This is a genomic window from Bacillus sp. FSL K6-0042, from assembly GCF_038006685.1.
GTDB classification, from domain to species: domain Bacteria; phylum Bacillota; class Bacilli; order Bacillales; family Bacillaceae_G; genus Bacillus_A; species Bacillus_A pseudomycoides.
Window position 1 is genome coordinate 2,118,727 of sequence record NZ_JBBOVS010000001.1, and the last position, 15,667, is coordinate 2,134,393.

The 15,667-nt window shown below is 35.3% G+C and carries 15 protein-coding genes; 4 read left to right on the forward strand and 11 right to left on the reverse strand.

Features of this window, described 5'->3' with window-relative positions; translation table 11 throughout:
* The first annotated feature begins 14 nt into the window (after window positions 1-14).
* Entirely contained in the window at window positions 15-359 is a 345-nt protein-coding gene (locus tag MHH45_RS10970; protein WP_088094098.1) for a hypothetical protein, read from the forward strand.
* A 70-nt stretch (window positions 360-429) separates the two neighbouring features.
* Here the strand turns inward: MHH45_RS10970 and glpD are convergent, their stop codons facing one another.
* The 11 genes from glpD to MHH45_RS11025 form a co-directional block, all read right to left on the reverse strand.
* Window positions 430-2,112 (reverse strand): aerobic glycerol-3-phosphate dehydrogenase, encoded by a 1,683-nt coding sequence (gene glpD, locus MHH45_RS10975; protein ID WP_088094097.1) that lies wholly within the window; start codon window positions 2,110-2,112, stop codon window positions 430-432.
* A 133-nt stretch (window positions 2,113-2,245) separates the two neighbouring features.
* A complete protein-coding gene (gene glpK, locus MHH45_RS10980; protein WP_016113654.1) occupies window positions 2,246-3,736 on the reverse strand; it encodes a glycerol kinase GlpK in 1,491 nt (496 codons plus the stop codon).
* 13 nt (window positions 3,737-3,749) lie between these two features.
* The gene (glpF, locus tag MHH45_RS10985; RefSeq protein WP_016113653.1) at window positions 3,750-4,571 is read right to left on the reverse strand and encodes a glycerol uptake facilitator protein GlpF; all 822 of its coding nucleotides are present in this window, start codon (window positions 4,569-4,571) and stop codon (window positions 3,750-3,752) included.
* Between the two features lie 384 nt (window positions 4,572-4,955).
* Complete coding sequence (locus tag MHH45_RS10990; protein ID WP_016132558.1) at window positions 4,956-5,513, reverse strand: glycerol-3-phosphate responsive antiterminator; 558 nt, start codon at window positions 5,511-5,513, stop codon at window positions 4,956-4,958.
* A 239-nt stretch (window positions 5,514-5,752) separates the two neighbouring features.
* On the reverse strand, window positions 5,753-5,953 hold the full coding sequence (locus MHH45_RS10995; RefSeq protein WP_088094096.1) for a sporulation YhaL family protein: 201 nt from the start codon (window positions 5,951-5,953) through the stop codon (window positions 5,753-5,755).
* 144 nt (window positions 5,954-6,097) lie between these two features.
* Window positions 6,098-8,485 (reverse strand): immune inhibitor A domain-containing protein, encoded by a 2,388-nt coding sequence (locus tag MHH45_RS11000; RefSeq protein ID WP_088094095.1) that lies wholly within the window; start codon window positions 8,483-8,485, stop codon window positions 6,098-6,100.
* Window positions 8,486-8,722: 237 nt separating this feature from the next.
* Window positions 8,723-9,607 carry an alpha/beta fold hydrolase gene (locus tag MHH45_RS11005; protein ID WP_016132556.1) on the reverse strand — a complete coding sequence of 295 codons (885 nt, stop codon included), beginning with the start codon at window positions 9,605-9,607 and terminating at the stop codon, window positions 8,723-8,725.
* Window positions 9,608-9,954: 347 nt separating this feature from the next.
* Complete coding sequence (locus tag MHH45_RS11010; RefSeq protein ID WP_016113629.1) at window positions 9,955-10,143, reverse strand: hypothetical protein; 189 nt, start codon at window positions 10,141-10,143, stop codon at window positions 9,955-9,957.
* Complete coding sequence (locus tag MHH45_RS11015; RefSeq protein WP_088094094.1) at window positions 10,140-11,228, reverse strand: response regulator aspartate phosphatase; 1,089 nt, start codon at window positions 11,226-11,228, stop codon at window positions 10,140-10,142. The genes MHH45_RS11010 and MHH45_RS11015 overlap by 4 nt, the downstream gene beginning before the upstream one ends.
* 182 nt (window positions 11,229-11,410) lie before the next feature.
* Window positions 11,411-11,605 (reverse strand): hypothetical protein, encoded by a 195-nt coding sequence (locus tag MHH45_RS11020; RefSeq protein WP_016132552.1) that lies wholly within the window; start codon window positions 11,603-11,605, stop codon window positions 11,411-11,413.
* 6 nt (window positions 11,606-11,611) lie between these two features.
* Window positions 11,612-11,902 (reverse strand): replication/maintenance protein RepL, encoded by a 291-nt coding sequence (locus tag MHH45_RS11025; protein WP_016113626.1) that lies wholly within the window; start codon window positions 11,900-11,902, stop codon window positions 11,612-11,614.
* 315 nt (window positions 11,903-12,217) lie between these two features.
* On the opposite strand from MHH45_RS11025, the gene MHH45_RS11030 reads away from it, so the two are divergent.
* From MHH45_RS11030 to MHH45_RS11040, 3 genes are all read left to right on the forward strand, one after another.
* Window positions 12,218-12,673, forward strand: a complete 456-nt coding sequence (locus MHH45_RS11030; RefSeq protein ID WP_016113625.1) for a collagen-like protein — start codon at window positions 12,218-12,220, stop codon at window positions 12,671-12,673.
* A gap of 53 nt (window positions 12,674-12,726) precedes the next feature.
* Window positions 12,727-13,221 carry a hypothetical protein gene (locus tag MHH45_RS11035; RefSeq protein WP_016113624.1) on the forward strand — a complete coding sequence of 165 codons (495 nt, stop codon included), beginning with the start codon at window positions 12,727-12,729 and terminating at the stop codon, window positions 13,219-13,221.
* Between the two features lie 300 nt (window positions 13,222-13,521).
* A complete protein-coding gene (locus MHH45_RS11040) occupies window positions 13,522-15,630 on the forward strand; it encodes an LTA synthase family protein (RefSeq protein ID WP_140386037.1) in 2,109 nt (702 codons plus the stop codon).
* Window positions 15,631-15,667 lie beyond the last annotated feature (37 nt).

Genomic DNA, 15,667 nt, shown 5'->3' on the forward strand with positions numbered 1-15,667 from the left:
GGAGAGGTATTCAATTGAAAAAAGCAAACACGATTACTATTATAAATACTTTAATGATTAGCATGCTCGTACTAAATTTATTTATTTTCACATCACGAGTTGCAGCTTTACCATGGTTCATTGAGGATGGCTGGGGATATTCAGGATTAGTACTTACCTCTGTTGTTTTCTTATTCATCTTTTTTAAATCTTACCAGCTTCACAAAAATGGAAAAGTAACTACTTTACAGAAGTTCATTCCACTTGTTGCTGCACTATTTTCACTCTTCGTTATGTTAAGTTACTCAACGGATTTTATGACTATATTTGCTCTTATCGTCAATACGAGTATATTAATCATTTATATTTGGAAAATGTAAATAATGCGAGAGAAAAAGAGGTGTTCCATCGAACAACTCTTTTTCTTTCTATTCTACGTATAATAAACACTTACGCAAGAGCTGCCGCTTGCTCTTGCTGATCTACAGGCACGACAGCGTCTCTTAATGCTTTCTCTAATTCAGCTGTATATTTCATTTGTTCTTCTTTACTCCAGCCTAATTTCGCTGCCATATATGCAACGACTGCTTCTTTCCACTCATATACCCAGTGAATGTTAAAGAATACAGCTCCTCTGCGGCGTACGAAGAAGTCGACTGGTTTTGCTGTCATTTCATAGTCCATTGCGTATACAAGCGGTACAAGCACGTCTAACGGCATGTTATATTCTTTTGCTTCTGCTTTATGTTGTTTTGCTAAGTTAAAGAGAATATCTACGTTAGATCCATAGAATTTCGCAAACTCTTCTGCTTGCTTTGCTGTTAAACCATATTTTGTTCCCTCTTGTACTTTTTTCGCAACGAATGTTGGGAATTGTTTTGATCCACTTACATGTCCACCAGAGATTGGCATATGCTTCGTTTCACTTTTCGGATACGCACTATGTCCTTCTTTTTGTAATAATGACGTTACATAATCTACTACCATTTCAGCCATTTTACGATACCCTGTTAATTTTCCGCCCGCAATTGTGATTAAACCAGATTCAGAAGTCCAAATTTCATCTTTACGAGAAATTTCAGATGCGCTCTTACCTTCTTCATAAATTAATGGGCGAACACCAGCCCAGCTTGATTCAATATCTTTTTCTGTAATTTTTACGCTCGGGAACATATAGTTAATCGCATTAATGATATATGTGCGATCTTCTGTTGTCATTTGTGGTACTGCTGCGTCTTTATCATAGAACGTATCAGTTGTACCTACATATGTTTTCCCGCCACGTGGAATTGCGAAGACCATACGCTTGTCTGGTGTATCAAAGTAGATCGCTTGCCCTAGTGGGAAACGTTTTTGATCGATTACTAAGTGAACACCTTTAGATAATTGCAATACTTTTCCTCTTTTTGAATTATCTTTTTCACGTAATGTATCTACCCAAGGTCCAGCTGCGTTTACAATTTTCTTACCGTATACTTCATACACTTCTCCATCTAATAAATCGACGACACGTACACCACATACTTTTCCATCTTTATATAAGAAACCGTCTACTTTTGCATAGTTGACTGCTTTTGCACCATGTTCAATTGCTTCTTTCATAACTTCGATTGTTAAACGAGCATCATCTGTACGATACTCTACGTAATAACCGCCGCCTTTTAGTCCTTCTTGTTTCACAAGCGGTTCTTTTTTCATTGTTTCTTCGCGGCTAAACATCTTCCTACGCTCGCTTCGTTTTACACCTGCTAGGAAGTCGTATACACGAAGACCGATTGATGTACTGAATGAACCGAATGTACCGCCTTTATGGAACGGAAGTAACATCCACTCTGGTGTTGTTACATGGGGACCATTCTCATATACGATCGCACGCTCTTTCCCAACTTCTGCTACCATTTTCACTTCAAGTTGTTTCAAATAACGTAAACCACCGTGTACAAGCTTCGTTGAACGACTTGATGTACCTGCTGCAAAGTCTTGCATTTCAAACACAATTGTTGATAAACCGCGTGTTGCTCCATCTAATGCAATACCAGAACCAGTAATACCTCCACCAATTACGATCACATCTAACTCTTGTTTATTTACTCCGTTTAATACGTCTTTACGTTGTTCACTTGAAAATTTCATGGTAATTCCTCCCTTTGATAACGAAAAAAGAGACCACAAACTCCGCTATAGAATTCGCTTCTATAGCGTGTTGTGGTCTCTCCAAATCTCCTACCGAATTATTAACTTATCATCATTATAACACTGTTTATAATTATTTAAAAGCTTTTGTTGCTTCAATTGCCTTTTTCCAACCAGCATATAGCTCTTCACTTGTTTCCGCTTCCATTGCTGGTGCAAAGCGCTTGTCCATATTCCACTGCGCCTTAATTTCGTCTTGGTTTTCCCAATATCCAACTGCAAGACCTGCTAAATATGCTGCACCTAAAGCCGTTGTTTCATTCACTTCTGGACGCTCTACTGGAACATCTAACATATCACTTTGGAATTGCATTAAGAAGTTATTCTTAACCGCTCCTCCATCAACGCGTAATGTTTTCAGTTCAATACCTGAATCTGCTTCCATTGCACACAATACATCTTTTGTTTGGTATGCTAATGATTCTAGCGTTGCACGGATAAAGTGTTCTTTCGTTGTTCCGCGCGTTACGCCAAATACTGCTCCTCGTACTTCACTATCCCAGTACGGTGTTCCTAGTCCTACGAATGCTGGAACAACATATACACCGTCAGTAGATTCAACGCGAGATGCGTATTCTTCGCTATCACTTGCATCTTTAAACATACGCATGCCATCACGTAACCATTGAATTGCAGAACCTGCTACGAAAATACTTCCTTCTAATGCATATTCAACTTTACCATTTAAACCCCATGCAATCGTTGTTAATAGGCCATGCTCAGACGCAACTGCTTTTTCACCTGTATTCATTAACATGAAGCAACCAGTTCCGTATGTATTCTTCGCCATACCTTCACCGAAGCAAGCTTGTCCAAATAACGCTGCTTGTTGGTCACCTGCGATACCTGCGATTGGTATATTTTGGTTAAAGAAATGATAATCAACTGTATGGGCATATACTTCAGAAGATTGACGTACTTCTGGAAGCATGCTTTTCGGCACTTCTAACATGTCTAGAAGCTCATCATCCCACTGCAGGTCGTGAATATTAAACATTAATGTACGTGATGCGTTTGAATAGTCTGTTACGTGCGCTTTACCACCAGACAATTTCCATACAAGCCATGTATCAATTGTACCGAATAATAATTCGCCGCGTTCTGCTTTTTCTCTTGCACCTTCAACGTTATCTAAAATCCATTTTACTTTCGTACCAGAGAAGTACGCATCAATTAAAAGACCTGTTTTTTCACGAACCATTTCGCTATAACCTTTTTCTTTTAACTCTTCACAAATTTCAGCTGTTTGACGAGATTGCCATACGATTGCGTTATAGATTGGTTTACCAGTTTCTTTATCCCAAACAACCGCTGTTTCACGTTGGTTTGTAATCCCGATACCAGCAATTTGCTCTGGCTTTACGTCCACTTCACTTAAACAAGTTGCAATAACCGCTAAAATTGATCCCCAAATTTCTTGTGCATTATGCTCTACCCAACCTGGCTTTGGAAAATGTTGTGTAAATTCTTTTTGAGCTGAATGAACAATTTTACCTTCTTTATTAAAAAGGATTGCACGTGAGCTTGTTGTTCCTTGGTCTAATGAAAGAATGTATTTTTTCATAATCGGTTCCCCCTTATGCTACTTTTCTACTATTTGTATTATTTTGGCTCTTTTTACTTGTCATATAAGAGATTGCTAGTACAATCACAGTTGCAATTATCACATAAATAAGTGCTGCATTTTGTTTTCCTTCAAATACAACTTGATGGAATAGACCTGCAAGTGATCCACCTAAAATCGGTCCTACTACCGGAATCCATGCATATTTCCAGTTTGATCCACCTTTACCCGGAATCGGTAAGAAGAAGTGTGCAATACGAGGTCCTAAATCACGAGCTGGGTTAATTGCATAACCTGTTGTTCCACCTAATGATAAACCAATACTTACAATTAAGAAACCTACGATGAATGGATTTAAACCATCCGCAAATTTATTTGCACCAATTGCTAATATACCAAATACTAAAACGAATGTTCCAATCATTTCACTTAAAAGGTTTGCAAATGTATTCGGAATTGCTGGTCCTGTTGCAAAAACGCCTAATTTTGTACCTGGGTCTTCTGTTTCTTTCCAATGAGGTAAGTAATGTAAATATACGATAATTGCACCGATGATTGCCCCAATCATTTGCGCTGCGATATAACCTGGTACATCATTCCATGGAAGCGCTCCTTTAAAAGCAAGTCCAAGTGTTACTGCCGGATTTAAATGCGCCCCGCTAATTGATCCTACTGCATATGCTGCGATGGCAACCGCTAGGCCCCAGCCCATCGTAATAACAATCCAACCAGAATCCTTAGCAAACGACTTCTTTAAACTTACGCCTGCACAAACGCCGCCACCAAGAACGATTAACAACGCTGTCCCTATTAACTCCCCTAAAAATGCTGACATAAAATCCCTCCACAATCAATTTAAATGATTCCAATGTGATAGAGGTAAAATGAATGGCCATTCGTTTTTTTTCAAAAGAAAAAGATCCACACCTGGCATGCTTCTATATAAAAAATATAGAAACAATGAAATGTGGATCTCTTCTTTTCTCCGTCACGTTTATTAACTTATCTATAATGTTAACCTCAAATGAAAGCGGTGTCAATACATTTTTTCACATTTTCGACACTTTTTATTTTTCTCAACATACAAGCCACTGTTACGAGAAAAAGCGGTCTTTCACTCACTTTCTCCCTTTGTTTGTACAAGGCATAAGGCGAAATTAGGTACTGACCGCTTCTATGCTCAGACGGATCCTCTCCCCCGCCTAAAAGAAAGCTTTTTCTATTTTTGGTAATGTTTCCAGAGTTCTTTTTTCGACGTTGTAATCGCCGTCGCACCAGCGGATAACGCTCTTTCTACATCATCAACCGTACGAATAAATCCGCCTGCTAAAATCGGTACGCCCGTCCGTTCTTTCACCTCAGCAATCACACCTGTTAAAGCTCCGGGAAGCACCTCAATATAATCTGGTTTTGTTTTTTCTAAAAGGTTACAACTCTTTTCCATCGCACTCGAATCAATTAAAAAGATACGTTGAATCGAGACAACACCCTTTTGCTTCGCCTTCATAATTACACTTGCCTTTGTCGACAATAGTCCATATGGCTTATACTCTTGGCATAAAAACTCTGTCGCATGGCCATCGCTTTGCAAACCGTGAATTAAATCGACATGTAAAAATACCTTTTTACAATGCTGCTTCGCCAGTTTCACAACACTTTTCAATTGACCGATATGAATGTCTAAAATAACAATATACTCATAAGAACTATATAGTAACTTTTCTAAGTCTTTTATTTGCCGAACAGCTGGCAAAATATTTTGTTCATGAAATTCCATTCAAAAATTCCCCTTCTTTACGTCATCCTACCTTTTATAGTACACAATTTAAGCGAAAAGAAAAGATGGTAGGAGAAACTTTTAGGTCTCTTGCTGCCAGATTTTGTCGAACGGTCGATATCCTATGTCGAAGCGCCGATATATGAAGAGAAACGATCGATATATTTTAAAAATCGCCAATATAATGATGGTGCAAAAAAAGAGTGAATAACCGATTAGTTACTCACTCTTTACTAGGATTAAAGCAACACAGAATCCTTATCATTCTCTTGATTACGTCGCTCTCGTTCTTCCTCTAAGCGCTTCATATATACTTCGCCTTCTTTTTCAATAAACTCATTATCCATCTCTTGCTCTTTTTTTGAAGTATATAAAACCATGTAGCCACTTACGACAATCCCGATAATAACAAGATAAATCCACCATGGTAAAGTTTCCACTTGATTTCCTTCCCTTCCTAAGACAAGCCTTGTTAGTTTCACTGTATGAAGGTAGGACAAGAGTTATGACAATTTCTTTTTCAAACAAGTAAAGCAGTACTCCCATCTACAATCACCGTAGATAGAAGTACTGTCTTTAAAATTCTATCGATGAATCCAAACTGCACCTGCAGACTTGTCTTCTGCTTGGCCTACTACTTCAAACTTTAAGCCTAGTTTCGGTAATTTACGTCCTGCATCTGGAATCATGCTGTTGATATACTGCTTAGAATCATCGAATTTCGCAACGCCTGGTAATCCTTTATAATCAAAGATACCGCGAGCTGGTGAATCTACTTTCCATGCTGGCGTTTGATCAAATGAGAATGCAGCATCTGCAATTTGATAACGCGTACTGCTTTTCACAGTCGGTTGTCCGTTTAATGTACCTACGATTGCCTCTGGATGAGAATCTACTACGCCTAAGAATCCTTCACCTGGATGAACGCCTACCCAGTTATCTGTAAAGCTTTGATCCGCATACCATACAACCATTCCTGTATTAAATACTGGGCCACGCGCATGTTGTAACGCCATGTCAGAACCAGCGTAATTTCTCCACTCTACATAATAGTTATGTTTTTTCTGTTCAAATCCGTTAGACACAGTAAATCCTTTTAACGTCATTGCTGGTTGTCCTTCTGCATCATCAGAGAAAACAACTTTTCCATCTACAGTTAATGCTGCATTATCTAACGCAAATCCTTTATAAGCTACTGCAATATCTGTTAAATATTCAAACTGCAGTTTTACTTTTTTCCCTTTGAATTGGCTTAAATCGTATGATTTATCAACCCACTTACCATCAGTTGTATCCATACCACCTTTTACATCTTTTTCGCCCATTCTATCAATACGTGTCTTCGTTCCATCTTCTGCAATAGCGTACACGTCAAGGAAATCATACTTCGCTTCAAGCTCATAGAATGCCTTATAATCAAACTTAGCATTCGCTGCATTTGTTAAATCAAATACTGGTGTCTCAAGTGTTGTATGAATGTCATTCCCTTTTGTACTGTAATAAAACTTCTTGCCAAATCCCACTTCAATATTTTTAATATCTTTGTCAGGCAAGTTAACGCGAACGATTCCTGGTCGTTTTGATTTTGTAACACTTTGATCTAAATATGTTGCAGCACCGATTCCCGTGCGAAGTTTATCATAATCTACCTCTAAAATATTCGCCCAGTTACCCTTCATATTCTTTTGGAAAAACTCTTTATTTTGTGGTGAAAAACTTGTTGGCTCTGTTCCTGCAATCTTTCCAGCCCAGCTTCCTCCACTCATAATAGACCAAGATTCAACTGGTTCACCTTGCCCAGTGTACTTTGTATCGTACTCATCCGGTAAGCCTAAATCATGACCGTACTCATGGGCAAATACACCTACTGCTCCATCTTCAGGCTCGATTGTATAATCGTATGCAGCCATCTTTCCGCCCCAATTCGGAACAGAAGCTTGTGTTCCATCAATTGCATATGGTTTTGATCCAAGTTTTGAACGATGAGACCAAATCGCATCATCTTTCAGTTTACCGCCGCCAGCTTCTTGTCCTACACCCGCATGAACAACCATTAAATGATCAATAATGCCGTCTGGCTCGTTTTTATTTCCGTCACCATCTTGATCGTACTGATCAAATTGGTCAAAATCAGCTAAGTTAATTCCTTTTGCTACTGCTGCTTTTAATGCTTCTTTCACAAAATCACGTGGCCCTAAAGGTCCTTTATTATCATGACCAGTGCCAGCATCTGAACCGTAATCGGAAGCCTTTCCTGGAACAGTCAACCATTCCGTTACAGTTCCATCAACTGTATAGCTACCACCAGATTGTTCTTCATAATATTGCTTAAACGTATTAATTTTTGACCCATCAAATAGCGTAAATGGCTCATCACCAAATAACATTTTTTGATAATGCTCACGATTAAAATCTTTCGAATACATATAGCCTGGTGCTTGATCAATATTATTATGTTTAAAATCACTAAACTCTGCGAGTAAAACAAGCACTTTATCTTTTCGAACAGCCCCATTATACTCTTCTTGCTTCGCTGGTGCAGTCGGAACTTTTCCATTTAATTTCCTAGGATTCAATCCTGCATCTTGTCCAGCTACTGGTCCTGCTGTTGGCTGCTGCGCCTGTTCATTTTCCTTCATTTTTGCATCTTTTACTTTTTTCATAAAATCAGAAGCTTCTTGCGTAAGACTATCCCCTGCAATTACTTCTTTCCCAGGGTTTTCCCCTTTCTTTTTCTCAACATACTTTTCAACAGCCTTTGATGTCTCAGCTTGTGATGCAGATTGATCAATTACTCCCCGTTGTTTTAGCGCTTCTGCCAAACGCTCCTCCGGTATTAAATGCTCATCTATTGGTAGAGATGATGTTGGTGTCTCAGCATACGCTGCATGACTTCCAAAAGCAAAAGTACTACTTAGCACTGCCGCTGTTGCTAATACTGACAAGGGTTTTAACTTCTTATTCTTTTTCAATGCATTTCCTCCCCGATGTTTGCGAATTATCGTTTTTTTTGTCGATAACAATATAATATTCGTATTATGATGAATATTCAATATTTTTCAATAAATAAAATGTTGAGAAATATTTTTTTATGCAGGGTGAAATACATAAGATAGCAAAATAAAAAAGTTCTGCCCTAAATAGCAGAACTTTCGTTCGAATCATCTTCTTAATTATGAAAGAAGGAACGGGTTTATAATTATAAAATTCTATTCATTGATAGATACAGCATGCTCTTCAAAAAAAGCTTGGACATATTTCATAAACTCTTCCGGCTCTTGACGGAACGGAGCATGATAACCTTTTTCAATAATATGGAATGTACTATTTTTAAATAGTTGATGATACGTTTCACCATTTTTCCACGGAACGCTTTTATCATTTCTACCCCAAATAATTAACGTCGGCACCTTAATCTCATCTGCATCCATCGCAATGCGGCGCTCCCTCATTTTCGTCAGTTCACTATAATGTTCTTTATCATCCCGTCTATTTTTCACTTCATTTTTATCATAATCCGTAATGGTAGATACCGTATTTACATCAACTGATAACTTTGGCTTTTGGAAACCTTCTTTTTGCTGGAAAGATTCTATCCCTGTCGAGTCCGCTAAAATAAGGTGCGTAATCGCCTCAGGATATAAGTACGTTAAATTAAGAGAAATCTCTCCCCCCATGGAATGACCGAGCAGCGCAAACTTATCATAGCCTAGTTTTTTCATTAACTTATAATATAAATTTGCTTGTGCAGGAAATGAATACTGGAAATCCATCGGCTTAGAAGAACGTCCAAACCCTAAAATATCAACTGCAATAATCGTATGATCTTTCGCTAATTCTGGATAAATATCACCAAATCCATCAGAAGAACCCCCAAACCCATGAAGCATGAGCAGCGGTGGTTTCCCTTCACCAATTTGTTTAAAATATATCGTTTGTCCATCTATTTCTGCCATTTTTTCTTTTGTGTTTAATTTTGTTGCAACAGTATTTTTTACTTCTTCTACTTTTGCTGTTGGTTTCTCAACGATATTACAAACCATTAATAATACAAGTGAAAGACCACTAATTATATAGAACTTTAATTGTTTCAAGTTAATTGTCTCCTTTCTGTTACTGTAACTATGAACAAATACACTTACAATAAGCTTTCACTTTTTGTCATTATTTTATAGCCGACACAGTTGTAACCATTTTAGTTACAACTGTGTTAAAAAAATATACTTTCCCTCTAAGTAAGCATTGGGATATTTCTTGTATTTGATTATTTTCGTACTGTTCAACCCTCTTGTAATCATTATAGTTACAAATAAAAAGTAGGTCAATCATTTTTCAAAATTTTTATATACTTATAGAAATGAAGAATAAAGAAAAAAATAAAAGAAGAACGTCCTGTTAGTTAGTTCAGGAAAACGTTCTTCTTTTTTTGATGTAAATTTAATTAAATTTCTTTTGGTGCTGAGAAATCTGCGTGGCTATTAGAAGGTGCTCCACCGTCACCCTTATTATAAGCAGGTGCTCCTCCTGTGTCCCCTTTGTTTAAAGTCACATTGTTAAAATCACTAAATCCAGCTGTAATAGATAACGTAAATGCAAAACCTACTGCTGTTAATATAATTTTTTTCATCATTTTAACGCTCCTTTTTTTATTTGTTTTTTTCTTGCTTCTTTACTCATGTGATAATATTTGCTTGCTTTTTCATGATTGTTTTCATTGTAGAATTTATCAGCTAAACGCTCTGCATACTCTTCAATACAATCAAATAATTCTTCTTTTTCAAAGTACATAATTCCTTTTAAAACAGCCTTTTCGAATGCATTTATATTAGTATTCATTTCTTTTAAAATCATAAAACGATATTGATACTCCTGACTTTTAAATTGATTACAAATATGCAATCCTTTTTCTATTAATGATTCAGCAATATCTGAACGATTTAATTTCAAATTTTCATCAGCTTCTAAATACAATGCTCGGAAATGATTTGGAGATTTCTTTGTTACTTCTGATAAGTGACGAATTGCGGATTCGGATACATTTTGATTTGCATACAGTAAACCTAAGTTATTGCGTACCATGAGGATATATTTTTCATGATTTGTTTTTTGGAATACATCTAATGTAGCATTCAATGTTTCTTCAGCTAACTCAAATTGTTTTAAATCAATACAACATAGTCCGTATATATTTTCACATAATGCAAGATTGATTTCATATCCTGATTGCTTAGAAAATTCCTCTTTTGCTTTTTGAATGAAATCAATTGCTTTTACTTGTTGGTATGAGTGATAATAAAATTCTCCTAACCTATAGTTAAATTCAGCCTTTTCGAATGGATTTGTAATGTATTGTAATAGTTTTTCAGCTTGATCAAACTGCTCTTTTGCTTCTGTATAGTTTGTGATAAGTCTCAAATGAAAGCCTTTAAAAAAATGATAATAATATGCTAGAAGCCCTTCTGTCGGAATTTCAAAAGATTCTACTCTATCAAAACTATCTTCTTTAACCGCAACCCAGTCAGTCAGGACATTGTATCTGAAATTTAATAATGCATAATACAATAATACATCCTGATTTGCTTCTACCTGATTCAGGTTATTATCAATTTCTTCTTTACATCGTGTCGCTTTTTCCACTTGTTGTTGCAACATTACTTGATACCAAGTGTCTAGTGAATGTTTCATTTGTTCTTTCGTTACTACATGTGTGCTCACAACAATTCATCCCCTTCATTTTCATCTACAATAAACTGAATGTTAACACAATTCCACAAATTGTATACAGAATCCCTCTTTTAAGTTGATTGAGAAATAATTGTTAGAATATTCAACTCGAAAGACACAATTAAAACCTACCTCATAAATAAAAAGCATTATACCGATTGGTGTAATGCTTTTTATTGGGGTGAAAAATTTACTTTAGGAAGAATATGCTTTTGTAAACTGTTGCTACTAAATGCACTTACTGTTTGTGTGTTTGGATCAAATTGCAATCCTAATGCTTTAAATATAACCTCTGTTTGTACAGGGGATACACTAAATGATACTGTGTCATTATCTAGGTAAATATTTAATTCAATGCTCTCAATCATTATCTTTCATCTCCAATTTTTTGATTCATTCTTGGCTATTTTTTGTTTTGGAATAGCTTTTTGTTTTTCTCTTAAAACCTCAATGGAATTTAAAGGTTTATCTTCTTCGTAATAACTTAATAATATTTGTCGTTTTGTATCGTTCCCTTTCATCATAATGTTAAGATTTACGATATAAACGCCATTTTGCTTTTTCTTGATGAAGTTGTTTGCTTGTAGCTTTCTCATTAACTTTGCAATAGTAGGCTCAAAAACCCCGACATCACTAAAAAACAAATTAATTAAAAAGTTAAGCATCTAAAATCCCCAAAACCATTGATATAACTGGGTTTTCCCTACTTTTTTGTTTAATTTACTCTCTTCTATAACCAAAGAGGCTTTTCATAAAATACCTTTTACTCTATATGTTTATGACACTAGAAGGGGCTAGCCCCCCGCTTCGATTCACTTCAGCCACTGCGCTCACATCCAAAAACAAAGGGTAATACTTTTATGTTTGATATCCGCCTTATTAAAAATATTTTCCGTATAGGAAGTGAATAAGCTTCCTATACGGAAAATATTACATATTAATACTTTAGGAAATTTTAAAAGTAAAGAGGTGGTTTTTAAATGTATAATGGGTCAATATATTTTCCTTATATAAATTATAATCAATACTTCGATCGTCAATTCCCTGTTCCTCAGATTCCAAGTATACCGGGAATGCCAAGTTTTCCGAGTGCACCAGGTTTTCCGGGAATGCCAAGTTTTCCGGGTGCACCAGGTTCCCCAGGGACACCAGGTTTTCCGGGTGCACCAGGACAGCAAAGTTCACAAGCTCCAACATCTCCTCCTCCATCATTTATTCCTCAACAATCAACTGCTTCACCATTTGCTGTTGATCCAGGAGCAATTTCATTCTGTTTATTTCGAAATACCTATATATGGCTTAGTAATGGTGAACAGTTTTGGTATTATCCGATTTTTGTAGGACCGAGGTCTGTTGCTGGTTTTAGATGGAACGGTAGGTTTTGGGTTATTTTTGGAATTGATACGAGAAGGATTATTTCATTTACATGTTTTTAAAAATTATAGAGTAACGATAAAAGTTTAACTATATAAACAAAAGAGGTATTAGAATGAAAAACTTTCAATCATTTGATGGTACAATCACTATGATTAACGATTTTGTAACAGGATCAAATGAAGAAATAGGATGTAATAAATTAATATCCGTAGATAATGGTTATGGGACTCTAGTAAATTTTGTAGTGAAACCAAATACTTATTTTATTGACTACGCAGCGGTAGTAGTAGGAGATAAAGTAACTGGATTTTACGATGCTAACGTCCCTGTTCCTCTCATTTTCCCACCACAATTTCAAGCAATTGTTATAGCGAAATATATACCCTCTCAAAATGTAAAAGTAGATAATTTTAATGAACAGTTAGAGAGTAGTGATGGAAAATTAAAATTAAATATTTCTCCTTCTACTCAAATTTTATTAACAAATGGCCAATTTTTTACAGGGAATCTTGCGAATCGAAATTTAATAGTTATTTATGGTCTTACAACAATGAGTATACCAGCTCAAACTACACCATATAAAATCATTGTTTTGTGTCAAAAGTGATTTTTATTTTAAAGGGTCTCTCGGTTTATTTGAGAGGCTTTTTTTGTTGCATGTTCAGCTAGTTTTTTCGGTTCATAACATTGCATATTTATTTTAGTTTTGCAACACCCTCGATATAGTTTGTATATACAGTATGCTTGCACTTTTTCGATTCTATCAGGTTATAAAAAATACGAAAAAGTGTTGTTTTTTAAGGAATATTTAAGGTTATATATGTATAATAAAAATAGATATGAAGATTGAGAGTATAATGTTTTTACTGATGCGAGGTGAAACAAAGAAACGAAAAGAGGGAATAAATTGCATTTGGATTTTGTAGCTCAGAAACAAAGAAGAAATGAATTGCGTTTTAATTTTTCTGTTCAGCAAGCAAGAAGGAACCCATTACTTTCTTTCATTATTAGCGGAATGTGGACCATTTTTTTAGAAATGTTGTTTTTTATCACGCTAGGCTATTTCGAATTAGAGAAGACTAAGCTATTTTTTAATGAGGGAATCACATTAAGTATAGTTACTATAATTTTATGGAGTATACTATTTTTTATTGTTTATTTGAATAAAGGGATAACCAATAGACTTAGACCATCTATAAGAATTCATATTTTATTGTTTGTAATAGCTCATTTAATAGCTTGGCTTTATATATTCATACAAGAAAATATGAATTATTCACTTGTGAATAATTGGATTTATTTGCAGTATGCACAGTACCTATTCAGCTTGGTATTCATTTATATGGTGTATATTTTAGTTTATAATTTATTTGGTAAAATTTTACCAAGTGTAATATTAACTAGTTGTTCTTTAATTATTTTAGCGATTGTTAATTATTTCAAAATTATGTTCAGAGGAGAGCCGCTTTATCCGTCTGACTTTACACAAATCGGGCATATGCAGTCCGTTATACCGATGGTTATGGATTATTTTAGTTTGAAAAATATATTGATAGTAATCATTAGTATAGCTTTATTTATATTTGTAGTTTTTTATATTCGAAAACACATTAACTCTATAAAAATCCATATTAGTATGAGGATTGTTTTAATATGTGCATCCGTGTTTATGGTATATTCGTTTAGTAATTACCCTAATACATTTGTGAATAAGTTATTTGCAAATGGGGGGATATACTTCCCTTTGTGGAATCAAAATATGAACTATGGTCAAAATGGTTTGGTTTTGGGGTTTTTAAGTAACTTAGATACAACGGTCATCCAGGAACCAGAAGAATATTCAAAAGAAAATATGCTTCAAATTGCAGAGAATATAAAGAAACAATATGGCGATAATGTGGGAGAACAAAAAAAAGCAGAGAAACCGAATATTATATTTCTTATGAGCGAGGCTTTTTGGGATCCTACAAAACTAACGAACCTTTCATTTAGTGAAGATCCGGTGGCGAATTTACATCATTATATTGAGAGTTTTCCAGGTGGACAAACAATAGCTCCTACATTTGGGGGAAATACAGCGAATACAGAATTTGAAGCGTTAACGAGTTATTCAATGAGTTTGTTAATGCCTGGTTCTATACCATATCAACAAGCTGTTACAGGTCAGAAAGAAATTCCATCCATCGCAAGTGAATTGAAAAAGCAAGGGTACTATGCGAGTGCAATTCATGCTTTTAATCGAGCGTTTTATAAACGGGACGATGTATATAATACATTTGGATTTGATAACTTTAATGCAGAAGATACGATGAAAAATAAAGAATTAGCTGGAGACAATATTAGTGATTTATCTATGAGTAAAGAAATAATAGATGAATTGAATAAGAGAAAACAGCCTACATTTATTCATGCGGTGACGATGCAAAATCATTTTCCATATAATCCAGAGCGGTTTGAAGAAAATAAAATAGAAGTTAGTGGATTAACAAATGAAGAATCAAAAGCAGAATTAGAAATCTATACGGAAGGTGTAAGGCGTTCCGATGAAGCTCTACAATATTTAATAGAACAGCTTAATGGGTTAGAAAGACCTACTTTATTAGTCTTCTTTGGGGACCACTTGCCAGTGTTAGGAACGAATAAGGCTATTTATAAAGAGGCTGGATATATAGAAAATGAAGAAACTTTAAGTGAAAAATTAACTATGTCAGAAACGCCATTACTAATGTATGCAAACTTTGATTTGCCAAATGATAACTTAGGCTTAGTAAGTCCGATTTATTTTTCAAATCTTGTTCTTGATTATGCTGGATTAAATAAATCACCATTCTATCAGTTTTTATCGGAACTACACAAAGAAATACCAGTGCTTAAAGATGATTTAAAGGTCGATAAAAATGGAGAAGAAATAAAAGATTTAACGCATAAACAAAAAGAAATGTTAGAGCAATATAAACTTATTCAATATGACTTACTTGCTGGAAAGCAATATAGTAAGGACATATTATTCAAATAAGCGAAAAAAAGAACTTGTATACGATACAAGTTCTTTT